The 22,935-nt window shown below is 68.5% G+C and carries 25 protein-coding genes; 7 read left to right on the top strand and 18 right to left on the bottom strand.

What is annotated here, in order from left to right:
• The first annotated feature begins 293 nt into the window (after positions 1-293).
• Positions 294-965, top strand: coding sequence for a ComF family protein (locus tag MHN80_RS02525; RefSeq protein WP_239399340.1), 672 nt, complete (start codon positions 294-296; stop codon positions 963-965).
• Between the two features lie 96 nt (positions 966-1,061).
• Here the strand turns inward: MHN80_RS02525 and lpqB are convergent, their stop codons facing one another.
• Genes lpqB through mtrA form a run of 3 tightly spaced genes read right to left on the bottom strand, consistent with a single transcriptional unit; the run spans position 1,062 to position 5,166 of the window.
• Positions 1,062-2,810, bottom strand: a complete 1,749-nt coding sequence (gene lpqB / locus MHN80_RS02530; protein WP_239399342.1) for an MtrAB system accessory lipoprotein LpqB — start codon at positions 2,808-2,810, stop codon at positions 1,062-1,064.
• Positions 2,807-4,483 carry an MtrAB system histidine kinase MtrB gene (mtrB, locus tag MHN80_RS02535; RefSeq protein WP_101820563.1) on the bottom strand — a complete coding sequence of 559 codons (1,677 nt, stop codon included), beginning with the start codon at positions 4,481-4,483 and terminating at the stop codon, positions 2,807-2,809. Before mtrB ends, lpqB begins: the two co-directional genes overlap by 4 nt.
• A complete protein-coding gene (gene mtrA, locus MHN80_RS02540; protein ID WP_081487056.1) occupies positions 4,480-5,166 on the bottom strand; it encodes an MtrAB system response regulator MtrA in 687 nt (228 codons plus the stop codon). The genes mtrB and mtrA overlap by 4 nt, the downstream gene beginning before the upstream one ends.
• An 88-nt stretch (positions 5,167-5,254) precedes the next feature.
• Here mtrA and MHN80_RS02545 point away from each other — a divergent pair, with 88 nt between their 5' ends.
• Positions 5,255-5,908 (top strand): dTMP kinase, encoded by a 654-nt coding sequence (locus MHN80_RS02545; RefSeq protein ID WP_239399344.1) that lies wholly within the window; start codon positions 5,255-5,257, stop codon positions 5,906-5,908.
• Between the two features lie 64 nt (positions 5,909-5,972).
• Positions 5,973-6,800 (top strand): hypothetical protein, encoded by an 828-nt coding sequence (locus MHN80_RS02550; RefSeq protein WP_239399786.1) that lies wholly within the window; start codon positions 5,973-5,975, stop codon positions 6,798-6,800.
• Between the two features lie 97 nt (positions 6,801-6,897).
• Here MHN80_RS02550 and ahcY read toward each other — a convergent pair whose 3' ends face one another.
• The 12 genes from ahcY to MHN80_RS02610 all read right to left on the bottom strand — a co-directional run bounded on the left by ahcY (position 6,898) and on the right by MHN80_RS02610 (position 15,922).
• Positions 6,898-8,367: an adenosylhomocysteinase gene (gene ahcY / locus MHN80_RS02555; RefSeq protein WP_101820560.1), complete on the bottom strand. Its 1,470-nt coding sequence runs from the start codon at positions 8,365-8,367 to the stop codon at positions 6,898-6,900.
• 106 nt (positions 8,368-8,473) lie between these two features.
• Positions 8,474-8,653 (bottom strand): methionine/alanine import family NSS transporter small subunit, encoded by a 180-nt coding sequence (locus MHN80_RS02560; protein WP_101820559.1) that lies wholly within the window; start codon positions 8,651-8,653, stop codon positions 8,474-8,476.
• A complete protein-coding gene (locus MHN80_RS02565) occupies positions 8,650-10,227 on the bottom strand; it encodes a sodium-dependent transporter (protein WP_239399346.1) in 1,578 nt (525 codons plus the stop codon). The genes MHN80_RS02560 and MHN80_RS02565 overlap by 4 nt, the downstream gene beginning before the upstream one ends.
• A 191-nt stretch (positions 10,228-10,418) precedes the next feature.
• Positions 10,419-10,721 carry a WXG100 family type VII secretion target gene (locus MHN80_RS02570; protein ID WP_004023518.1) on the bottom strand — a complete coding sequence of 101 codons (303 nt, stop codon included), beginning with the start codon at positions 10,719-10,721 and terminating at the stop codon, positions 10,419-10,421.
• A 58-nt stretch (positions 10,722-10,779) separates the two neighbouring features.
• Entirely contained in the window at positions 10,780-11,103 is a 324-nt protein-coding gene (locus tag MHN80_RS02575; RefSeq protein WP_014927790.1) for a WXG100 family type VII secretion target, read from the bottom strand.
• 118 nt (positions 11,104-11,221) lie between these two features.
• Positions 11,222-12,067 (bottom strand): ESX secretion-associated protein EspG, encoded by an 846-nt coding sequence (locus MHN80_RS02580; protein WP_239399348.1) that lies wholly within the window; start codon positions 12,065-12,067, stop codon positions 11,222-11,224.
• On the bottom strand, positions 12,064-13,116 hold the full coding sequence (locus tag MHN80_RS02585) for a PPE domain-containing protein (RefSeq protein ID WP_239399350.1): 1,053 nt from the start codon (positions 13,114-13,116) through the stop codon (positions 12,064-12,066). Before MHN80_RS02585 ends, MHN80_RS02580 begins: the two co-directional genes overlap by 4 nt.
• Before the next feature lie 78 nt (positions 13,117-13,194).
• Positions 13,195-13,506, bottom strand: coding sequence for a PE family protein (locus MHN80_RS02590; RefSeq protein ID WP_239399352.1), 312 nt, complete (start codon positions 13,504-13,506; stop codon positions 13,195-13,197).
• Positions 13,503-14,840 carry a hypothetical protein gene (locus tag MHN80_RS02595; RefSeq protein WP_239399354.1) on the bottom strand — a complete coding sequence of 446 codons (1,338 nt, stop codon included), beginning with the start codon at positions 14,838-14,840 and terminating at the stop codon, positions 13,503-13,505. Before MHN80_RS02595 ends, MHN80_RS02590 begins: the two co-directional genes overlap by 4 nt.
• 14 nt (positions 14,841-14,854) lie before the next feature.
• On the bottom strand, positions 14,855-15,163 hold the full coding sequence (locus tag MHN80_RS02600) for a type VII secretion target (protein ID WP_004023524.1): 309 nt from the start codon (positions 15,161-15,163) through the stop codon (positions 14,855-14,857).
• Between the two features lie 58 nt (positions 15,164-15,221).
• Positions 15,222-15,533 carry a YbaB/EbfC family nucleoid-associated protein gene (locus MHN80_RS02605; RefSeq protein ID WP_033205141.1) on the bottom strand — a complete coding sequence of 104 codons (312 nt, stop codon included), beginning with the start codon at positions 15,531-15,533 and terminating at the stop codon, positions 15,222-15,224.
• Between the two features lie 8 nt (positions 15,534-15,541).
• The gene (locus MHN80_RS02610; RefSeq protein WP_004023526.1) at positions 15,542-15,922 is read right to left on the bottom strand and encodes a hypothetical protein; all 381 of its coding nucleotides are present in this window, start codon (positions 15,920-15,922) and stop codon (positions 15,542-15,544) included.
• 372 nt (positions 15,923-16,294) lie between these two features.
• Here MHN80_RS02610 and MHN80_RS02615 point away from each other — a divergent pair, with 372 nt between their 5' ends.
• A complete protein-coding gene (locus MHN80_RS02615) occupies positions 16,295-17,935 on the top strand; it encodes a MinD/ParA family protein (protein ID WP_239399356.1) in 1,641 nt (546 codons plus the stop codon).
• Positions 17,936-17,962: 27 nt separating this feature from the next.
• Here MHN80_RS02615 and MHN80_RS02620 read toward each other — a convergent pair whose 3' ends face one another.
• On the bottom strand, positions 17,963-18,598 hold the full coding sequence (locus MHN80_RS02620) for a DedA family protein (protein ID WP_004023528.1): 636 nt from the start codon (positions 18,596-18,598) through the stop codon (positions 17,963-17,965).
• A gap of 237 nt (positions 18,599-18,835) precedes the next feature.
• On the opposite strand from MHN80_RS02620, the gene MHN80_RS02625 reads away from it, so the two are divergent.
• The 3 genes from MHN80_RS02625 (at position 18,836) to MHN80_RS02635 (ending at position 21,235) form a co-directional block, all read left to right on the top strand.
• Positions 18,836-19,909 (top strand): alpha/beta fold hydrolase, encoded by a 1,074-nt coding sequence (locus MHN80_RS02625; protein ID WP_239399358.1) that lies wholly within the window; start codon positions 18,836-18,838, stop codon positions 19,907-19,909.
• A gap of 34 nt (positions 19,910-19,943) precedes the next feature.
• Complete coding sequence (locus tag MHN80_RS02630; protein ID WP_004023530.1) at positions 19,944-20,486, top strand: hypothetical protein; 543 nt, start codon at positions 19,944-19,946, stop codon at positions 20,484-20,486.
• Positions 20,487-20,554: 68 nt separating this feature from the next.
• Positions 20,555-21,235 carry a TM2 domain-containing protein gene (locus tag MHN80_RS02635; RefSeq protein ID WP_239399360.1) on the top strand — a complete coding sequence of 227 codons (681 nt, stop codon included), beginning with the start codon at positions 20,555-20,557 and terminating at the stop codon, positions 21,233-21,235.
• Between the two features lie 106 nt (positions 21,236-21,341).
• Here the strand turns inward: MHN80_RS02635 and truA are convergent, their stop codons facing one another.
• Together truA and rplQ are read right to left on the bottom strand one after the other, a co-directional pair.
• Entirely contained in the window at positions 21,342-22,280 is a 939-nt protein-coding gene (truA, locus tag MHN80_RS02640) for a tRNA pseudouridine(38-40) synthase TruA (RefSeq protein WP_064570057.1), read from the bottom strand.
• Positions 22,237-22,863 carry a 50S ribosomal protein L17 gene (rplQ, locus tag MHN80_RS02645; protein WP_004023533.1) on the bottom strand — a complete coding sequence of 209 codons (627 nt, stop codon included), beginning with the start codon at positions 22,861-22,863 and terminating at the stop codon, positions 22,237-22,239. The genes truA and rplQ overlap by 44 nt, the downstream gene beginning before the upstream one ends.
• Positions 22,864-22,935 lie beyond the last annotated feature (72 nt).

The following is a 22,935-nucleotide window of genomic DNA, read 5'->3' on the forward strand; positions in this document are numbered from 1 at the left end:
GATTCGAACGGCACCGAGGATGTGTCCATGTCAGCTGACAGCTGACACTCTGGCTACAGGGGCATCACCTCCCGGCAAAAGCGGTCGTGGCCGGCGCCGGCCTCGAGGGCCGCCGGCAACCTGCTGTACCCCCGACCGTAGCCGCAAGTTCCGGTATCGGCCACGTTTTGCGGCGCCGCGTCGGCATGTCGAGACGATCGGGGTAGAAGGTCCCGGCCGAGCCCCCCGCGCCGGTTGTCCACAGCCTCGGCCGGGACCCGCCGCACCGGATCGGGTTGGTCTACCGTCGGCGGGTGACACGGCAGTGGGGGATCTTCCGTGCCGGGGCCGATCTCGTGCTCCCGGTGCTGTGCGGTGGGTGCCGGCGCCCGGGGACCCGATGGTGCCCGCGGTGCGAACACGCCCTGTCCGACGTTCCGATCGCCGCCCGTCCACGGGTCGAACCGGGCGTCGCCGTGTGGGCGCTCGGCCGTTATCGGGGTCCGCACCGGCAGGCGATCATCGAGATCAAGGAACACGACCGCCGAGACCTCGCGCGCCCGCTCGGCACCGCACTCGCCCGCGGCATCCGCGTGCTCGCCGGCTGGGGCGAGCTCCCCGACGCCGACCGGATGCTGTTGATCCCGGCCCCCACACGCCGGATGACCGCGCGCCGGCGGGGTGGCGACCCGGTCACCGCGGTGGCGTCGTATGCGGCGCCGGTCCTGGGCCGACGCGTACGCGTGGCACCGCTTCTGAGGACGGCGGCGACCGCACGGGATTCCGCCGGACTCGATGCCCGGGCCCGTGCCCAGAACCTTCGAGGTGCGGTGCGACTCCGAGCCGGCGGCCCGTCGACCCGAGGGACGACCGCCATCCTGGTCGACGACGTACTGACCACCGGCGCGACCGCGGCCGAGTCGGTACGCGTGCTGTCCGAGAACGGAATCGACGTCGTCGCGGTCGTGGTGCTGGCCGCTGCCTGAGGACCGTTCTCGACCCGGATCTCGCCGCGTCGAGCGCACCGGCCGAGGTCGCATGCGTTCTCGATCCGACCGGCGGCCGCAGAGACCGTCTGCCGATCAGGGCAGGACGGGGATCGCGCCGCCGATCATCGCCGGCTCGACCTCGGTCCAGTACTGGTCGGGCTGTCCGTTGCTGCTGCCCAGACGGAGGACCCCGCGCTGATCACCGACGTAGATCGTGGACGTGTTGGCGACCACTGCCCGCACCGGCGGTGACACGTTGCCGCTCAGCAGGCCCACTGCCGGGGTGCCGTCGATCGACAGCTGCACGACCGGCGACTCCGGCGCCTCGCGCGCGATCATCAAGGTCGTCGGCGACGCCCAGTCCACCGAGACCGCACGGTTGCCGATGTTGTACGCGGCTATCCGTGGGCTCGTCAGCGACACCCCGCCCTCGGCATTGGTCGACAGGACGGCGAAGACGATCTGTCCCCCGACCACGAGGGCGGCGCGCACCCCGTCCGGCGCCACCTGCATCTCGGTGATCGCACCGCGGGCCACCGTCGGGATCGACGACGCCTCGACGGGCACCGTCTGGGTACCGTCGTCGTCGCGTTGCCATTGGATCGGCTTGCCGTCGACCACGACCCAGACCGTGTTCTCGTCGGCGCCGAAGGACGGACGGGTGATCGAGGAGCCGCCGACGATCGGACCGATGTCGCCGCCGTAGTCGCCGATCACCAACTCGAGCCTGCGATCGGGCCCGGACAGGCCGCGGACCGCCGCGACCCGCGCCCCGTTGTCGGAGATGGTCGCCGAACGCAGGTCGCGAGCGGTACCCAACGGCCCCTGAACGGGCACCGTCGCGGTGTCGGTCACCGCGCGCAGGGCTCCGCCGGTGATGATGTTCAGCCCGACATCGGTGGTGGGCACGGAGTTGGGGTCGAAGGCCCGGACGTCGGCGGTCTGCCATCCGGAGGCGCGCTCGGCGGCCAGCGGGGCGCCGTCGGCGTCGATGACATAGGGGCCGGAGATGTCGGCGCCGTCGAGAGTCCAGATGATCTGGGCGGCCAGCACGGCGCGATCACGGGCCGGCGCGCTCCCGATGCCGTCGAGGTCCACCCGCACCCCGCCGCCGGCGAGACCCACGACCGGGCCCCGCAGCGCGGCGTCGTTGGGGAAGCCGCTGTCCACGGCCGCCGCCAGATCCGAGGCGGGGCCGGCGATCAGACGGTTGACCAGGACGGTGGGGTCGGTGGCCTGGCCGGCATAGAGCCAGCGCGGGTCGGGCACCAGTCGGCGCCCGGTTCGGTCGCTGAAGTACAGCGAGACCGGGCGGTAGGTGTTGTCGAACTGGTCGCGGTCGATCATCGTTCCGCTCGGCAACGGACCATCGATCCGCCACTGATCACCGGATCGCGTGAGGCTGATGCTCGTCTCCACCCGCCCCGACGCCGGGAGCAGCTGACCGTCGGACTTGAGGGTCCCGACGTTGTCGCCGATCAGCCGCATCCGCACCGAGTCCTCGTTGCGCTGGTCGACGAAGGTGTTGATCTCGTCGACGATGAGCGCGTCGCCGCGATCGTCCCATTGCTGGGAGGCGACCGGGGTCAGGAATGCCCGGGCTGCACGATGAGCCGAGTCGGGGTCGACCGTCGACTTGAGGAAGGCCCGCACCAGCGCCTCGGGGTCCATGTCGGCCTGCGGCACCGGGACCGCGTTGGTGGCGCCCTCCCGCTCGAACGACTTGATGGGTTGCGGCGAGGAGTCGTTGGGGATCGCGCCGCACGCGGAGACCACGAGGAGCGCCGCGACGGCCAACGCCAGCGCGAGAACACCGCGGGCCGACCGGGATGATCGGCTCATTCCGCACCCACCCCCGGGCTGCCCGGAGCTCGGCCGGACGTCTTGGGCACGGACGTGCGCTGCAGGGTGCCGACCGACTTCAGCGGCAGCGGGGAGCCCAGGACCTTGTGACCGCGCACGAGCGGCAGGGTCAGCCGGAAGCACGCACCCTTGCCCGGCTCGCCCCAGGCCTCGAGCCTCCCCTGGTGCAGGCGCGCGTCCTCGATGCTGATCGCCAACCCGAGACCGGTGCCGCCCGAGCGCCGGAACCGCGACGGGTCGGAACGCCAGAATCGGTTGAACACCAGCTTCTCCTCCCCCGGACGCAGTCCGATGCCCTGATCGCGCACGGTGATCGCCACCGCGTCACCATCCGAACGCATGGTCAGCGTCACCGGTTTCCGTTCACCGTGGTCGATGGCATTGGCGAGCAGGTTCCGCAGGATGCGCTCGACGCGACGCGGGTCGATCTCGGCGAGGACCGGTTCGGCAGGCAGGTCGAGGACGAGCTCGGTGCCGGTCTCCTCGGCCAGATGACCGACCGTGGCGAGGGCGCCGTCGATCGGGATCGCCATGTCCATGCGTTCGGCGGCGAGTTCGGCCATGCCTGCGTCGTGGCGCGAGATCTCCAGCAGTTCGTTGAGCAGCGTCTCGAAACGGTCGAGCTCCTTGTCGAGCAACTCCACCGACCGCTTGCGGACGGGGTCCAGATCCTCGCGGCCCTCGTAGAGCACGTCCGAGGCCATCCGCACCGTGGTGAGCGGGGTGCGCAGCTCGTGACTGACGTCGGAGGTGAACTGGCGCTGCAGCCCGCCGAACTCCTCGAGGTGGGTGATCTGTTTGGACAGACTCTCGGCCATGTCGTTGAACGACATCGCGAGCCGGGCCATGTCGTCCTCACCGCGGACCGGCATCCGCTCCTTGAGTCGGCCATCGGCGAACCGCACCGCGATCCGCGACGCCGACCGCACCGGGATGACGACCTGCCGCGAGACGAGCCAGGCGATCGCGGCCAGCAGACCGAGCAGCACGATGCTGCCGGTCAGCAGGGTGCCGCGGACCAGATCGAGCGTGTTCTGTTCGGCGGTCAGCGGGAAGACGAGGTACAGCTCGAGGCCGGGCACCGAGGCGTTCGTGGGACTGCCCACGATCAACGCGGGCGCCCGCCCGCCCGTCCCATCGGGGACCTGGGTGTACTGGTAGGCCACCTGCCCGCCGCGCACCATGTCACGCAGGTTCGACGGCACCTCGGCGGTAGGTCCGACACCGCTCGCGACCCCGTTGTCGGAGCCTCCCGGCACCAGCAGCACGGTGTCGAAGGCACCGACCGCGCCCGACGCCTGGCCGGTGTCGGCATCGCGGTCGGTGAGCAGCGATCGCGTCTGGCGCAGTCGGTTCTGCACCGACATGTTGCCCGCACCGCTCGAGAGGTCACGTTCCACGGAGATGCGGGCCCGGTCGATCTCCTCGGTCGCCGCGGCCAGCTTGACGTCGAGCAGCCGGTCGGTGATCTGGGTGACCAGAACGAAGCCGAGGATGAGGAGCACGACGACCGACAGCACCAACGTGGACACGACGACCCGCAACTGCAGCGAGCGCCGCCAGATGTGCCCGAAGGCACGTCCGACAGCGCCGGCGGTGCGGGTGAAGCGTCCGAGAGTGCTGTTGACCCGTCGTCGAGATCGACCGATCACGGCGGGCCGGCCTTGTAGCCGACCCCCCTCACCGTCAGGACGACCTCGGGATTCTCCGGGTCGGTTTCGACCTTGGCGCGTAACCGCTGGACATGCACGTTGACGAGTCTAGTGTCCGCCGGATGCCGGTATCCCCACACCTGTTCCAGGAGGACATCGCGGGTGAAGACCTGACGGGGCTTGCGCGCCAGTGCCACCAGCAGGTCGAACTCGAGCGGGGTCAGCGAGATCGGCACGCCGTCGCGCGTGACCTTGTGCGCCGGGACGTCGATCTCCACCGGCCCGATCGACAACAGCTCGGCGGGTTCCTCGTCGGTCCGGCGCAGTCGCGCGCGCACTCGGGCGACGAGTTCCTTGGGCTTGAAGGGCTTGACCATGTAGTCGTCGGCGCCGGACTCGAGTCCCAGCACCACGTCGACGGTGTCGGACTTCGCGGTCAGCATCACGATGGGCACACCGGAGTCGGCGCGGAGCACCCGGCACACATCGATGCCGTTCATGCCGGGCAGCATGAGGTCGAGGAGTACGAGATCGGGTCGGATCTCCCGGACGGCGGTCAGAGCCTGTGTGCCGTCACCCACCACGAAGGGCTCGAAACCCTCGCCGCGCAGCACGATCGTCAGCATCTCGGCGAGCGCGGCGTCGTCGTCCACGACAAGGATGCGGGGCTTCATGATGTCAATGGTGACATCACCGTGATGAAACCGTGGTGATCGACGCGCCGGGACGGACGTTCTGACCCGATCGGTCCCACCCCCTAGACTCCCCCGCGTGGGTCAATTGATAGCCGTCGAAGGACTCGACGGCGCCGGGAAGAACACGTTGGTCACCGGTTTGATCGATCGGTGGTCGGCGGCCGGACTGCGGGTCGCGACCTTCACGTTCCCGCGCTACGGCCGGTCGGCAACCGCCGACATCGCCGCCGAGGCCCTGCACGGTTCGCACGGTGATCTCAGCGACAGCGTGTACGCCATGGCCTTGCTCTTCGCGCTCGACCGAGCCGGCGCGGTCGATGACATCCAGGCCGCGACCGACGCCCACGACATCGTGATCCTCGACCGCTATGTCGCGTCCAACGCCGCATACAACGCGGCGCGGCTCGACCAGGACGCCGCCGGTGAGGTCGTGCGCTGGGTCGTCGACCTGGAATTCGGACGGTTCGGCATGCCCGTCCCCGACCGCCACGTACTGCTCGGGGTCTCCCCCGAGGTCGCGATGCAGCGCGCCGCGGCGCGGGCCGAGCGGGATGCGACACGGGCCCGGGACGCCTACGAGCGGGACGAAGCGCTTCAGCGTCGCGTCGATGCCGTGTATCGCGACCTCGCCGACGCCGCGTGGATGTCACCCTGGTACCGCTGCGACGGCGAGAACATCCAGGACCTGGCCCATCATCTGAGCGCAGGCCGGACGGAACCGACCGAATGACTCGATCGATGCTCCCGTCGCGCGGTTTCGATAGCCTTGGACCAACGATTTCGGAAGGCGTTCCATGACCTATCAGCCACCTCCACCTGGTGGCGGGCCGTCGCCCTACGGCCCACCCGGCCCCGGTCAGCAGGGTCCCGGTCAGCAGGGTCCCGGTCAGCAGGGTCCCGGTCAGCAGGGTCCGGGACGTCCGTATCCCGGTCCGCCCGGGCCCCACGGGTACGGCCCCCCGCCCGGCCGCGGTCCGATGCCGCCACCCGGCACTCCATATGGCCGTCCACCGTTCGCTCCCGGACAATACGGGCCGCCCGCGCTCGGAACCCCGGGCTTCGGCGGTCCGCCCGGGCCACCACCGCCGCCCCGCCGCAACACCGGGGTGATCGTCGCGTGGGTGCTCGGCGGCGTCGCGGTGATCGCGATGATCGCGCTGGTACTGACCGTCGTCGTGACCAGATCGTCGTCGGACGACTCCGCGGTTGCCGGCACGTCGAGCCCCTCATCCGCCCCGACCTCGACCACGAGCGACCCCTCGCCGAGCGGGACCGGATCGGAGCCGGGGTCGACCGACTACACGGCGCTGGCCGAGATCCGCTCCGCGTTGCTCGCCTACATCACGGCACACAACGCGCGCGACGTCGGCCGGATGCGCGCCGCGGTGTGCACCCAATCCCGCGATCGGGTCACCGAGGCACCACCCGCCGACGGCGGCGACATCGTCCTCGACGGTTTCCTCGACACGGCCTTCGACGGCAACGTCGCCCAGTCCGAGGTCGTGTCTCACCTCGAGAAGGGCACGGAGAGAACGGCTTCGGAGAAGTCGAGGGAACGGTTCCTCAAGGAGCAGGGTTCGTGGATCTACTGCCCCGACGCCGAACCCGACATCGGCACCTGACCACATCCGTACCTGACCGCACCCGCACCATACGACACCGGCACCATACGACAAGGGGCGTCCCACCTCGGTGGGACGCCCCTTGTGTCGTTGACGATCAGTAGCGGTAATGCTCGGGCTTGTAGGGGCCCTCGACGTCGACGTTGATGTACTCGGCCTGCTCCTTGGTGAGCTTGGTGAGCGTGCCGCCGAGTGCCTCGACGTGGATGCGCGCGACCTTCTCGTCGAGGTGCTTGGGCAGACGGTAGACCTCGTTGTCGTACTCGTCGTTCTTCGTCCACAGCTCGATCTGCGCGATCACCTGGTTCGAGAAGCTGTTGCTCATCACGAACGACGGGTGGCCGGTCGCATTGCCGAGGTTGAGCAGGCGTCCCTCGGACAGCACGATGATCGACTTGCCGTTCTCGAAGATCCACTGGTCGACCTGCGGCTTGACGGTGATGCGCTTGGCACCCGACCGCTCGAGCCCGGCCATGTCGATCTCGTTGTCGAAGTGACCGATGTTGCCGAGGATCGCCTGGTGCTTCATCGCCCGCATGTGCTCGAGGGTGATGATGCCGAGGTTTCCGGTCGAGGTGATGACGATGTCGGCGTTGCCGATCGCGTCCTCGACGGTGACGACGTCGAAGCCGTCCATGAGCGCCTGCAGTGCGTTGATCGGGTCGATCTCGGTGACCTGGACACGGGCGCCCTGGCCGGCGAGCGACTCCGCGCATCCCTTGCCCACGTCGCCGTAACCGCAGATCAGCACCTTCTTGCCGCCGATGAGGACGTCGGTGCCGCGGTTGATGCCGTCGATCAGCGAGTGCCGGGTCCCGTACTTGTTGTCGAACTTCGACTTGGTGACGGAGTCGTTGACGTTGATCGCCGGGAAGGCGAGATCGCCGGCGGCGGCGAACTGGTACAGGCGCAGAACGCCGGTGGTGGTCTCCTCGGTGACGCCCTGGACCGATTCGGCGATCGCGGTCCACTTGCCCTTGTCGGTCTCGAAGCGCTTGCGCAACAGTTCGAGGAACACCTTGTACTCGGCCGGATGATCGTCCTCGGCGGGCGGGACCACGCCGGCCTTCTCGAATTCGGCGCCGCGCAGCACGAGCATCGTCGCGTCACCGCCGTCGTCGAGGATCATGTTCGCCGGTTCACCCGGCCAGGTCAGCATCTCCTCGGCCGCCCACCAGTACTCCTCCAGGGTCTCGCCCTTCCAGGCGAAGACCGGCACACCCTTCGGCTCTTCCGGGGTGCCGTTCGGGCCCACCACGATCGCCGCGGCGGCGTGGTCCTGGGTGGAGAAGATGTTGCACGACGCCCAGCGGACCTCCGCGCCGAGCGCGGTCAGGGTCTCGATGAGAACGGCGGTCTGCACGGTCATGTGCAGCGAGCCGGAGATCCGAGCCCCCTTGAGCGGCAACACGTCTGCATACTCGCGTCGCAGTTCCATGAGTCCGGGCATCTCGTGCTCGGCGAGCTCGATCTCCTTGCGGCCGAAGTCCGCGAGGGACAGGTCGGCAACCTTGTAGTCGATTCCGTTGCGGCTGTCGGCCTTCAGCTCGTCCTGAGCAGTCGTCATCTGATCCCCTTGTCGTTCGCGTCGGGCGCCTGATGATGCAGGCGCGAATGCGTTCGATCCAGGCTATCGGAACGACCGGCCGGTTCCGAGGGGCAGGGGCGTCGGATCAGGTGTCGCGGGTGGGGTGGGGGCGCGCGGCGCGGTCGGTGTCCTCCCGGACCATGTCCGGGTCCTCCGCCAATCCCTCGACCTCGGGCCGGCGCCTCAAGAACACGATGCTCGCCACGAGACCACCCCAGACGATGGTGATCGACACGATGAGCATGACAATGGCGATACCACTCATCGGACGGACTCCTTTGTGGTGGAGCCGCCGGGGCGGCCCGCATCGGACAACGGTGGCCAGGGCAGGAAATCCGGTTGATCACGTCCCTTCCACGACGGCAGGGTCAGCACCACCGCCGCGATGACCACCAGCGCGATCGTCCCCCAGCCGAAGACACCGAGGTACCACGTCGGGTATCCCTCGTACCCCTCGTCGATGACCGACCAGACCTTCTGCACCAGCATGATCGTGAGGAAGACAGGGGCGACGATTCCGACGAGCGCGAGCCAGACCTTGCCGACCTTGAACGTCGACACCGCATTCAGGTGTTGGCGCAACATGTCACCTTGGCGCAGCACCCAGACGAGGATGACCGTCATCATGATCGCTGAGGAGACCACACCGACGTTGTTGGCGAACATGTCGACGGTGTCGAGGGCAATGAGTCCCGAGGTGGTCGAGAACAGCGCGATGGAGATCAGGCCGCAGACGCCCGACACCCCGACCGCCGCCTTGGTTCGACTGATCCCCCACTTGTCCTGGAGAGCTCCGGACACGCCGATCATGAGGGAGATGAGGGATGTGAAGCCAGCCACGACAAGGGACCCGAAGAACAGCGCGCCGAAGAACGCCGCACCGGGCATCTCGGAGATGACTGCAGGGAATGTGACGAACGACAGGATCGGACCCGTCAGACCCTCAAGGTCCGACACCGCCACCTGCTGCTGATAAGCGAGGAACCCCAACGCGGAGAACACACCGATACCGGCGAGTATCTCAAACGACGAGTTGGCGAATGCGACAACCAGACCCGAGCTGGTCATGTTGGCGCGTCGACGCTGGAACGAGGCGTAGGCGATCATGATGCCGAATGCGATGGACAACGAGAAGAAGATCTGGCTATAAGCCGCGATCCAGACGTCCAGGTCTTTCAGGGCTGCCCACTGAGGGGTGAAGAGCGCGTTGAGCCCGTCGGCCGCACCGGGCAGAGTGACCGCACGGATGACAAGGCCCGCGAACCCCACGAAGAGCAGCGGGATGAAGACGATGTTCACCTTCTCGATACCGTTCGCGACGCCGAGGAGCAGGACGGCGAGCACCGCAAGCCACACGAGGACGAGGGGCAGAGCAACGCCCCCGACAACGGTCGTCGAAATTCCCGGGTCCCCGACCTGGAGATAGTCCTGGGTGAAGAAGGTCGCCGGATCGTCGCCCCAGCTCTGGTTGAACGAGAAGACGAAGTAGCTCGCGGCCCACGCGATGACCGCCGCGTAGTAGACACCGATGACGAACAACAGACCGGTCTGGAACCACCCGAGCGTCTCGACCGGCTTCTTGATACGCCGGAACGACAGCGGTGCGGTACCCCGGAACCGGTGTCCGACCGCGTAGTCCAGGAACAGCACGGGAATGCCTGCGGTGAGCAGCGCAACGAGGTAAGGGATGAGGAACGCGCCGCCGCCGCTCTCATACGCGACGCCGGGGAATCGCCAGATGTTGCCGAGTCCCACCGCGGAACCGATTGCGGCGAAGATGAAGCCGGAGTTCCGGGTGAACTGCTCCCGACCACCTCCGACGGTGTTGGCAGATGCCACCGCTACCTCCTCGTCGAGATCTGCGTACCCGGGACACATGTGCCCGAGGCCTGTAGATCCCGACGCTATCGCACGATCCGCGACTTCCGTGGGCGTTGTCGGTCGACGCGCCCGAACGCCAACGGGGACCTCACCGAGTCCTGCCCGGTGGGGTCCCCGTCTGGCGTCTGGACAGTGCGAGGGTTCGGCGGTCAGACGAGACCGCGGAAACCCGTTCCGATCGCTGCGTCGGTGTCCTGCATGACGCGACTGGCGTTGCTCACTCCCTGCTCGAGCGAGGTCAGCGAATCACGAGACTGGGTGAAGATTCGATCGAACGCGCCCTGCGCGTCGACGTAGGCAGCCTTGGCCTGCTGCGAGTTCCAGTTCCCGTCGAGCGCGGCGACCTGCGCCTTGAGCTGAGAGTTGAGGTCCTCGAGCTGGGTGAAGGCAGCCCGGAGGCCGCCGCTGAGATCGCCGAGAGCGGCGAAGTCGTAGTTGATCGAGCCGTTCATGGATGTTCCTTTCGCAGAACGTGGAGTTGAGAAGGCAGGCCGTGGTCAGACGCCGGTGTCAGACGCTGGTGTTCAATCCGCGCGCCGCAGCCGCGTCCTGGTCCTCGTAGCCGGCGAAGCCGTTGGTGAGCTGGGTCTTGATCTGCTCCAGCAGCTGGTTCATCGTCAGCGCGGCCTTGTTCCAGTCGGTGTGCGTTCCGTCGAAGGCGACGCCGGCCGAGCCCTGCCATGTCGGCGTCGCATTGCCGGCGTGCTGCGCGATCTGGTTGATGACAGCCTTCATGTCCTCGACGAGACTGCCGACCTTGGCTGCGGTGGCCTGTCCGTCCGCGACGTTCACGGTGACGCCGGCGCCGCCGCCTGCTCCGGGCAAGTTCAGCATGAGTGCTCCTCCTGTGTAACGGCACCGTTTGGCGATGCCCCCGTTGGTATCCGTGACACAGATACCCCTGACAGTTGATTCCCGCGGCGGTCTGTTCCGCGGAATCCCCCGATGCGGATCATGGCATCCATTTCCCGTCGGGCAGGGTCTCTATCAACAGGCTGACCGCCTGTGCGATTCGATGACCCGTTCCCGGCGAGAAGGTGGTCCACACCCGACCGTCCGGGGACTTGCTGGGACTGGACACGATTCGACCCCGCTCGGTGTCGAAAACCGCCACAGCTCCAGAAGATTGAGCGAATCGTCCGTCCTCGTTCATCGAGGCGACGATCTCGGTGCGCGTCCGGCACGACGCGAAGGCAGCCGACACGACGGCTGCATCCACCGGCGTCGCTCCCAGCGCGTGCAGGGCGTCGGTCGTCTCGATTCCCGTCCGACAGCGGCCGAGCCGATCGACCACCTCGTCGGACGGAGCCGCGAAGGCCGTGAAGTCAGCCGGTGTCGACGTATCGGCTCCGGGTGCGTCGAACTGTGCCCGCACGATGCCGGCGAGTTCCGTCACATCGCCGACGTCGACAACCGTGATGTCGAGCCCCGGCCCGGTTCGCTTCGCGAGTACGTGCTGGTGACCGTTGCGCGCCAGGCATATTCGGCGAACGGCACCGTCGGAGAACGATCGGATCTCGATCTCGCGCCATGGTTGCGCCAGCACCCTCAGCACCGTCGCGGCCCACGCCGACGGCTCGCCGTGCTCGACGAGTCCGAGTGCTTCGATCGTCGCGTCGGCTTCGGAGTCCGAGTCGGAGTCGGCGGTCGTAACGGATTCCGTGTCGGCGCCGTCATTCTCGGCGACGTCGCCCAGATCGAGAACGACCGGCCAGGTCTGGACCCCGAAGCGTTCGCCCAGTCTGCGCAGGACCGCGGCGTCGACGAGCAGCCCGGCGTCGTTCGTGATCGGCATCATCGGCGCTCACCCGGGTTGCCGAGCATGAGCGTCTCCGACAGGTATCGGGGATCGACATCCGGACGGAGGTGGGTGTCCGCTTCCGAGACATAATGTGCGGCAGGGCGATCCGACGTGGCCAGATCGGCCCACGTGGCCGTCTGCTCCGTCGTTTCGCTCGCCGAGGACGTCGGTGCGTCCGGCGAGTCGAGATCGGCGGCGACCGTGCGGACGACTGCACCGCGGTCTGCCGCGGCGACGCCGGGGGGCACCGGAGGTGGAACGCCGGGACCCGGACCGGAAGCCGACGTGGCCGGCGCCCCGCCGGGCGTCGTGGTGGTGACCTGCGGTGAGCTGCTCGCCACGATGGTCGGTGCGTACTTGAGCTTCTCGGGCGGCGGTACGAACACTCCCCCGAAGCCCACGGGCGTCACCGCACCGGGAGGCGCCGCGGACACCGGAGTCGGCAGCGGTGGTACCGATGCACGCGCTGCGGCCGCCTGCTCGGCAGCGAGCGGGTCACCGGACACCAGCACCGGCGCCGGCCGTGCCGATTCCCATGGGGCGGCAACCGATTCGGTGGCGTTTTCATACGTCTGCATCACCCGCGCGGCGCGCATGCGCTGGTGCGCGACCGCGCGCTCGGCCTGGGCGGCGGCGCCGGCGATGATCGGGGCGACCGCCGTGGCCGTGGTGGCGATCTCATGCAACTTCTCGACGACGTCGACCTCCGCGAGGTCGGGCATGTTGAGCCGCGCGACGGTGATGGCTGCGGCCTGCGATTCGGCGCGCGCCGCATTCTCGACGGCCTCGGCCGCGACATCGGCGAACCATGGTGCCAACCGCGTCAGTTTCTCGAGAGCCGCACTTGTGTGGGCTGACTGCCAGTGTGCGCCCAGCCGTGCCAGCACGGCCGCGTACTCGACGCCCGCTTCCCTGACCTCGGCGGCGAGGGCGGCCCAGGCCAGCCCGGCTTCCGCCAGCGGCGCGGGGCCGGGCCCCGCGCCGAGGTCGGCGGCGAGTTGTTCGGTCGGACGGGTGTCCCAGTTGACTCCGGTGAAGCCGATCACGAGCGCCTCCCTTCGATGCCGGCGGTTGGTGGGTGTGTGAGCTGAGTGACGCTGCTGCGCAGAATGTTTCGGGCGCTATTAGAGCGTCACCCGGAAGGCGTCCGACGCGGCGGCATCGCCCTCGATGAAGCCGGCGGCCTGCGCTCGGAGGACGGCGGCGATCTTCCGCATCTCCGTGACTCCCGTCGCCGTGTCCGTCTCGAACTTCTCGGCGACCGCGGTGAAACTCGCGGCGGCCGCGGTCGACACCTCGTCTCGGCCCTGGGCCGCGACCGGGAGTGCGCGGCCCGCGCCGGTGAGCGCCAGTTCGAGGCGATCGGCGATCCGGTCGAGGTCGCTTGCCGCCGAGATCAGTTCGGCGGGTTCGACGCGGAGTCGGGAGTTGCTCATACTTCCTCGTTTCGTTTCGGACCGGGCATGCCCAGTCGGAGTTCGATGTCCGGACTCGGATCGCTGTCGGCGGCTTCGTCGAAGCCGATGACAGCCGGCGCGACCTCGGGTGACTCACCGACCACGCGACGACCGTTGTCCTCGGTGACCAGATAGTCGGGGACCGCGTGCTGGTCCTCTGCGGCGCCCGCGCCCCGCGCACCGGCGGCACCCATCGGGGCACCGGCCATCGGTGCGCCGCCCATCGGCATCGCCGCGGGTCCGGTCACGGGTCTGGCCGTCGTCGATCCCCCGAGGGCGGGTTCGCCGAGGGAGAAGTTCGTCGGGACGGTCGGCCGAGAAGCACCGAGCGGCGTCATGACTCCACCCACGCCGCCGATGCCGCCGCCACCACCACCGCCGCCTCCCCCACCGCCGCCACCGCCGCCCCTGGACTTCGGTGACAGCGCGGCCGGGACCACGGCCGGCGATTCGTGATCGACGTTCAGCATCTTGCTGATCGGCTGCATCAGGGAGGTCGGCAACTCGGTGGCTGTGGACATGGCCGGCGACACGACGTCGAGAATCGAACTCGCGAGCGTGAACGGCGATTGTCCGGCGCCGGCCGTGGGTGCGCCGGTGACCGCGACCGGTGCTCCGTTCACCGCCATGGCAGTTGTCGGGCCGAGCAGTTCGGCCCGGGTCACGGCGACCGCGGCGGTCGCCTGCGACAGTCCGATGGAGGCGAACCCGGCCGCAGCCGCGAAGCCCGCGCCGACCGCCGGTGTCATCATCATGGGGACCGCCATGCTGGTGATCTTTGCGACTGTTGCCGCGATGATCCCCTGCACCACCGCCAGCCCCTTCGCGACGATGGCGGCAGCGGTCTTGGTGTCCAGCGAGATCCCGGAGCCCTGCGTCGCGAGTGCCGAGCTGTTGGCACCTGCTTCCGCGGTCTTGGCGCCGGCACTCACCGCACCCTGCCCGGTCCACAACTGGTCGGCGAGCTTGAGTGCGCTCTGCCCCATCGTCATCGACGTCTCGAGCACCTTGGTGAGGCTTTCGAAGATGACCGTCGGGTCGAAGCCGCCGCCGGAGAGGTCACCGGTGCCGAAACCACCCAGCAGATCGGTCATCGGCTTGATGAACATGTCCAGATTCGGCGGCTGCAGCGGAGGCAGTCCCGGCAGCGGCGGCAGCGGCGGCAGAACGGGCAGCGGCGGCAACCCCATCCCGCCGAGCACGTCTGCGACGGTTCGGTCCAGGATCGGCCCGAGCGGTGTCGCCTCGATCATCTGCTGCACCGTCATGTGGTTCAGGGCCGGCACATCGGGGATGCCGGGGGGTGCCGGCATCTGCGGTGGAACCGTCACAGCACCGAGCGGATGGCCGCGGCGCTCGAGGCATCGGTGCCCTCGAATTCGGCGAGACCCGCCGCGGTGGACGCGGCGGTGGCTGCGTGTACGGCCGCCAGCTGGCCCACCGACATGAGATGACTGGCCTGCGCCGCGATGAACGCGGCGAGAAACTCCTGGCCGATCAGCCCGAAGACGGGGACCATCGCTGCCGTGTTGGCCGCGGCGTCGATGGAACCCGCGGTCCCGACCGCGGTCGCCATCGCAGCGTTCGTTGCGGCGAAGCCCTCGAGCACCTCCGGCGTCACCTTGACGTCCGTCATTCTCGAACCCCCTCGTTCTCGTGAGTCTGATGAAACGATTCCGTGTCGGCCGAACCCGTCATTCGGCCGGACGAGCGGCCAGCATGTCGCCGAACGACTCGTTGAACTCCTCGGTCACCGCGGCGATCCGGGCGTAGACCTTCTGCGCGGCCAGCGCGGCGGTCGTCACGACCTGGTCGGCCAGGCGGCTCGCACCGAGTTCGTTGGCGCCGTAGGCGAATTCGAGGTCGACGAGCGCGCCCTTGCCGTCCACCTCGGCGGTGACCAGCCCGTCGGACGACGTCTCCCGCACCGAGATCCCGCGCAGTTTCTCCTGGAACTCGTGTAGGCCGTCGAGCTGCCGTTGCGCGCGCGCCTCGAGTTCGTCCATTCCCCAGGTCATCGCTGCAACCACGACGCGGGGGCGTCGGCTTCCTCGTCGTCGCGCCATTCGGCTCGCGCGAGATCGTCCGGGCGGGGCAGCTGCATCTCCTGCACGAGGTCACGGTCGATGCCGGCGGCAAGGAGGTTCTCGCGGAGCCGGATTCCCGCGGACATCGCCGCCTGCTGACAGAGTCGGAGGATGTCACCGGCGAGCAGAGCCGGGTCCTTGGCGAGCTCAGACGGTTCGATACGGACCGATACGGGTAGGCCCTGGGCGGTGGTTCGGACGCCGAGTCCGCCGGATCGGGATCGAGCGGTCGTGTACTCGTGCATCACCGCCCACGGGTCGTCGGCGTCACCGTCGACGGGATCCCGAGGATCGTCGGAGTAGGTCATGGAAAGCTGCACCCCCTTCACGCCGAATATGACGCAGCCGGGGTCCCTTTCGGTTCCATCGAATTCTCGTTCGACGGAAGCAGACCTCCCACATGCGGATCCGTGACGATCCGCGCACCCCGCTGCGCACATGTGTGAGTGCCTGATACTGCCATACTCCCCTCAACGCCACCACACCAGCGATACGCAATGCCAAACGTATGCCCTGAGACGGTGTGTGGATCTCGTCCGGACCAGGTCGACGGGCTTCGGTAGACTGCCGCAGGACGCAGCCGGGGTTGATCGACAAAACGGGGTGGATTCGCTGCACGCCTCGCCGAACTCGCAGCCTGTCGCGATCGGCGCCCGGCCGCTTGACCAGAGGATTCCCCGATGACGTATGAGAACCCCACGAGGCCCGACGGACCTGGGGCCGACGGCTCGAATGCCGACGCGCCTGCGCCGCCGCCGTGGCTGCAGTTCGCGCCGCCGCCGGCCGATTCCGGGCCGCCACCGCCGACCCGGCCGTCCGCTCATCCGAATGACAGTGGATCACCCGCCGGCGCACCGACTCCCCCGCGACCCGAGGCCGACGCCGGCCGCGTCGCTCCGATGTCCGATCAGCCCGACTCCCCACACCCGCGTGTCCACGAATTCGGCCCGGCGACGGATCCCGGCGCCGCGCCCGCCGATCCCCATCCGGCCGGCGGGGCCCCGTCGCCGCAATTCCGTCCCGAGTTTCCGCCGCCCACGACTCCCACCGGTCCCCCCTGGCCGCCGCACGTTCCGCCCGGCCCCAGATCGGGTCACCTCGGCCCGGATCACTTCGGCCCCGACCAGTTCAGCGGGCCGGCACCGGCGTCCGGAGGGTCGCCGCACCACGTCGACCCGCGCTCGGCTCCTCCGCTGCCCGTCCCGCCCGCGTCGCATCCGGGCGATCCGGGACCTGCTCACCAGTCGATGCCGGTCACCGCTCACCAACCGCCCCCACACCCGGGTCCCGCTCCGGTCGGCCCCGGCCCCGCCCCGAACTTCCCTGGACAGCCCTTCCCCGGACAGCCGATGCAGCACGGATACGGGCCGCCGCCGGGAGGCCCGTCGCTCGACGAGGTCGCGCTGATCCGCAAGGCCCGTCGTGCCCCCAGCCGCGGCTGGCGTCGCGCGGTGCACACGTTGTCGGCCGGTGCGATCAATCCCGGAGAGTCGCAGGGCGACATCGAATACCAGCAGCTGCTCGAACGTGTGAACCGGCCGGTCCGTGGGGACTATCGCATCGCTGTGCTGTCACTCAAAGGCGGCGTCGGCAAGACCACGACCACCGTCGGCCTCGGCTCCACGTTCGCCTCGCTGCGCGGCGACCGCGTCATCGCCGTCGACGCCAATCCCGACCTCGGTACACTCGCACAACGGATTCCGCAACAGACACGGTCGACGGTCCGCGACCTGCTCGCCGACGAGAACGTCTACCGCTACTCCGATGTCCGGGCACACACCTCGCAGGCCCCGAGCCGGCTCGAGGTCCTTGCCTCCGAGCGAGATCCGGCGATGGCCGAGGCGTTCAACGAGGAGGAGTACCGGGGCGTCATCACCGTGCTCCAGCGGTTCTACAACATCATCATCACCGACTGCGGCACCGGCCTGAGCCACTCGGCGATGAACGGCGTCCTCGATCTCGCGAACATGATCATCCTCGTCAGCTCTCCTGCTCTCGACGGTGCTCGCAGCGCCGGGGCCACCCTCGACTGGCTGGAGGCGCACGGGTTCGGACATCTCGTCTCGCGGGCCGTCGTCGTCCTGAGCTCGTCGCGGCCCGGTTCGTCGACCATCGACACCGACCAGCTGGGCCAGCACTTCCTCACGCGATGCCGCGCCGTCCACAAGGTCCCGTTCGACGATCACCTCGCCGAAGGCGCGGATGTGGACCTGGAACTGATGTCGAAGCCGACGAAGCGTTCTTTCGTCGAGCTGGCGGCCACCATCGCCGACGATTTCTCCGGAGGTCCCGCACACCGGGAGGAGCCGTACCTCCGGTGATGTTCCGGATGCCGAGGGCGCCGATGCCTACGCGGCTTCCGAGCGGTCCGCTCGCCGGTCCCGCCGCGCGATCCGCCACCGCCGTGCCAGATGGATGAATGTCGGTATGACGATCGTGCACACCGAGGCGATGATGAAGATCTCGATGTTGTCGCGGATGACCGGGACGTTGCCGAGGAAGTAGCCCAGCAGGATGATCCCGGCCGCCCAGACGAAACTGCCCAGCACGCTGAAGAAGGTGAACGTGCGGTGCGGCATGCCGCTGAACCCGGCGACCAGCGGGGTGAGAGTGCGGACGATCCCGATGAACCTGCCGAAGAACACGGTGAGCGGGCCGAAGCGATCGAAGTAGTGGTTCGTCTTGGCGAGGTACTCGGGTCCGATGGTGCGCATCAGCTTGCCCTCGACGACACCACGACCCACCCGGCGGCCGATGAAGTAGCCGCACTGGTCGCCGATGATCGCTGCCAGCGGCACGGCGAGGCACAGCAGCCACAGCGGTGCGAAGGGGTCGGGTTGCGCCGCGAACACGCCGGCTGTGAAGAGCACCGAGTCACCGGGGAAGATGAAGCCCACCAGGATTCCGGTCTCCACGAAGATCAGCACGCAGAGACCGATGAGGCCACCGGTGGCCACGAAGGACTCGATGTCGAAGGGATTCATCGAATCCCACAGTAGTGGGGCGGAATGCCCAGTGGAGTGCGGTGACCGGCTCCACCTGCTGGGCGTCGGCAATCGTTCAGCCCCCGGTAACCCTGACCACGCCCGGACCCGACGCGCATGGCGGCCGGGGATGCGGTTTACTCGACGTCTGAGGAGTACGACGGCCGTGGCCGTGTACCGGTCCGTCGCCGAGGACGCGACCTGACGCCCGCACGCGCGACACCGAGGGGAGACGCAGTGCCCACCACGCATCGGGATCCGTCCCCGACCGCAAACGGCCCGACGCTGCGAACGGTGTCCCGCACCGACGTCCGCGTCGAGTACCACACCATTCACGGCTACCGCCGCGCCTACCGGATCGCCGGCAGCGGTCCCGCGCTGCTGCTCATCCACGGCATCGGCGACAATTCGTCGACGTGGGACGAGGTCATCCCGATCCTCGCGCAGCACTACACCGTCATCGCGCCCGACCTCCTCGGGCACGGGAACTCCGACAAACCCCGCGCCGACTACTCGGTGCCCGCCTTCGCCAACGGGATGCGCGACCTTCTCGTCGTCCTGGGGATCAGCAAGGTGACGGTGGTGGGCCACTCACTGGGTGGCGGCGTCGCGATGCAGTTCTGCTACCAGTTTCCGCGCTTCGTCGAGCGCCTGGTGCTGGTCGCGGCCGGCGGGGTCACCCGCGACGTCAACCCCGCCCTGCGGCTGTTCTCGCTGCCCGTCGTCCCGCAGGTGCTGTCGGTGCTCCGCGTCCCCGGCGTGGTCCCGGGTCTCACGACACTCGCGAAAGCGGTCGTCGCCGCTCCGGTGCCGCCCCTGTTCCCGTCCTCGGCGACACCCGAACATCTCCTGGCCGACTACGAGGACCTCATGCGGGTCCTCGGCGGGCTCGCCGACCCGACCGCATCGGCAGCCTTCCTCCGCACGTTGCGCGCCGTCGTCGACTGGCGCGGGCAATCCGTCACGATGCTCGACCGCTGCTACCTCACCGAGCGCCTGCCGGTCCTGCTCGTGTGGGGTGACCGGGACATCGTGATCCCGCACCACCACGGTGAACTGGCGCATTCGGCGATCCCCCACTCCGAGTTCGAGACCTTCACCGGGTCAGGCCATTTCCCGTTCCATGACGATCCGGAGCGTTTCTGCCGAGTCGTCATCGATTTCATCTCGCGCCACGCGCCGGTCGAGTTCGACCCCCTCAACTGGCGGCATCTCATGTCCGAGGGCGCCCATCCGGAGCAGTTCGTCGGGGACGACGACACCGTCGACGAGGTGCTCGAGGCCTTCGAAGACGAGCGCAACGCCACCTGACCCGAAACACACACGCGTATGCCACCATTGCTGGATGACCTACCCGGGCAGTGACGATCACGGCACACGTCCGTTGCCACCTCAGCCGAACGCGTACGATTCCAGCCCCGGATTCGTGCCGGCTCCTGCCGACCACTCGCATCCGGCCCAATTCCCGAGCGCCGGTCCGGCTCCCGCGTACGGCGGCCCCTACGTCGACGCGGGTGCCGCAGCGCTGCCCGAACCGCCGCTGGTGGTCATCGGCGACATCACGTGCACGCAGCACTACGTGATCACGCCGTCGGGCACATTCCCACTCGCGGGTTCGCAGTGGGAGGTCACCGACATGTCCGTGTCCTCCGAACAGATGTCGCAGACGGGCCTGGTGCTGGCGCTGGTCGGGTTCTTTCTGGTCTGCTTTCTGAGTCTGCTGTTCTTGCTCATGAAAGAGCGGCGCACGACGGGTTACATCCAGGTGCGGGTCCGGGGCGCCGGCGGCGTCATGCACGTCACCAACATCCCGGCGACGTCACCCTGGGCGATGAGCGACGTGTCCGGTCGCGTGTACTACGCACGACAACTGGCCGCAGCCGTCTGAGTCGCCTGACCCGTGATGCCACGATCCGAGCACGCCGTCCCACCCGAGTCACGAGGAGGATCCACCCGATGACCACACCAGAGAATCCCGGCGACAAGCCCAACGACCCGTTCGTGAAGCAGCCACCGCCTGCCGACCCGGCGCCGTCCCACGGCACCGACTCCACCCAGCAGCCGGCGGGTCCGGATCACGGCGCGGCGACGTCGCAGCCCGGCTTCGAGAATCCCCAGTACGGCGACCAGCAGTATGGAGGACAGCAGTACGGGGACCAGCAGTACGGGGGTCAGCAGTACGGCGCGCCCCAGCAGTACGGGGGTCAGCAGTACGGCGCACCCCAGCAGTACGGGAACCAGCAGTACGGGGGTCAGCAGTACGGGGCACCCCAGCAGTACGGGGCTCCGCAAGGCGGGTATCCGGCGGCACCCGGGTACGGCTACGGCGGCGCACCCGACCCCACCGCGCCGTACGGCCGGGACCCGGCCACCGGTGAACCGCTCTCCGACAAGTCGAAGCTCGTCGCGGGCCTGTTGCAGATCTTCCTCGGCAGCCTGGGCGTCGGCCGCTTCTACATCGGCGACAACACCACCGGCGCCATCCAACTCGGTCTGACCATCATCGGGTACATCACCGCGATCTTCATCGTCGGGATCTTCATCGTCTTCGGTGTCGCCGTGTGGGCACTGATCGACGGCATCATGATGCTGACCGGCAATGTGCGGGACAAGAACGGTCTCAAGCTCGGCAACTAGCCCCCGCCACAGCCAGCACGCCCCGGCTAGCCGCCCGCCGGAGAGCCACGGCCGACCTATCGTCGCCGGTCGTCTCCCGGAGGACCGGTTTCCGGGGCGTCGTGCGTCAACCGCCGCAACAACCGATGGGCCCGCGTACGTCGCGGGTCACGGTGTTGCGGGCGGCGAGTTCGTCGTCGGCGGGATAGTCGACACCGACCAGGCACAGCCCGCGGGCCTCGGCCACGGGCACCTGGCTGCTGCGTTCCCGCTCACCGAGAAGCCCACGGCACCAGGCGATGTCGCGCCTGCCGTCGCCGACACTCGCCACCGCACCGACCAGCGAACGCACCATCGACCAGCAGAATGCATCCGCGCTCACCTCGCCGACCAGGACACCGTCGGAATCCCTGGTCCAGGCGAATCGCTGGAGATCCCGGATGGTCGTCGCACCCTCGCGCCGACGACAGAACGCCGCGAAATCGTTGAGGCCCAGCAACTCCGACGACGCCGCGTTCAGCGCGTCGACGTCGAGAGGTCGACGCCACGTGGCAGTCGTCCGTGCAACCACCGGCTCTGCACCCCACCGGGCATCGGTCAGGCGGTACCGGTAGTGACGGCGTAGGGCCGAGAACCGCGCGTCGAATTCGCCGGGCACCACCCGTGCCGCCGTCACCCGCACGTCGTCGGGACACATCTTCGCGAGACGTCCGACGAGGGTCGACGGATCGCCGCCGATCGATCTGGTCTCCAGCGTCGTCCGCGGGACATCGGCGTGTGCGACCTGCCCCGTCGCATGGACACCGGCATCGGTTCGGCCCGCCACGGTCAGGCGCACCGGCACCCGCAGCACCGTCGACAACCGGGTCTCGAGTTCCTCGCAGACGCTGCGCTGACCGACCTGCCGTGCCCATCCGGCGAAGTCGGTTCCGTCGTAGGAGATGTCGAAGCGGAGACGACAGAACCCGCCGGCACCGGGATCCGGGCCGACGGGTTCGGTCTGCGATTCTCGACTCAGTCGACTACTTCTTGTCGCCGTCGACGTCTGCTCCGGCTGCCTCGGCATCGGGAGCGGTCGCCGCGGTGGACTCGTCGTCGACCGCCTCGGCCACGGCCTCGGCGTTGGCGACCTCGGCATCGGTGGCGTCGGCCTCGACGGCCTCCACCACGTTGTCCGCGCCATCAGCCGAATCGGTATCGGCGACAACCTCTTCGGTGGCGTCGAGCTTGTCCTCGGCGGCCTTCTTGGAGGCGGCGACGCGGGTCGCGCGGCTGGCCTCGCTCGACGCGGTGGTCTCGCGCACCAGCTCGATCACGGCCATGGGGGCGTTGTCACCCTTGCGCGGCAGCGTCTTGATGATGCGGGTGTAGCCACCCGGACGATCGGCGAAGAACGGGCCGATCTCGTCGAACAGTGTGTGCACGACGTCCTTGTCACGGATGTCCTTCAGCACCTCACGACGGTTGGCCAGCTTGCCGGCCTTGGCGTGGGTGATGATCTTCTCCGCGTACGGACGCAGGCGCTTGGCCTTGGCTTCCGTGGTGGTGATGCGGCCGTGCTCGAAGAGCGAGGTGGCGAGATTCGCCAGCATCGCCTTCTGGTGGCTGGCCGACCCGCCGAGGCGGGCACCCTTGGTGGGCTTGGGCATTGTCTTCTCCTAGGAGGACCCCGCATCACTCGATGCGGAAGTCAGGGTTGGGCAGTGACAGCTACCGCCGCG

This window comes from Gordonia sp. McavH-238-E (assembly GCF_022348225.1).
Taxonomy (GTDB): domain Bacteria; phylum Actinomycetota; class Actinomycetes; order Mycobacteriales; family Mycobacteriaceae; genus Gordonia; species Gordonia terrae.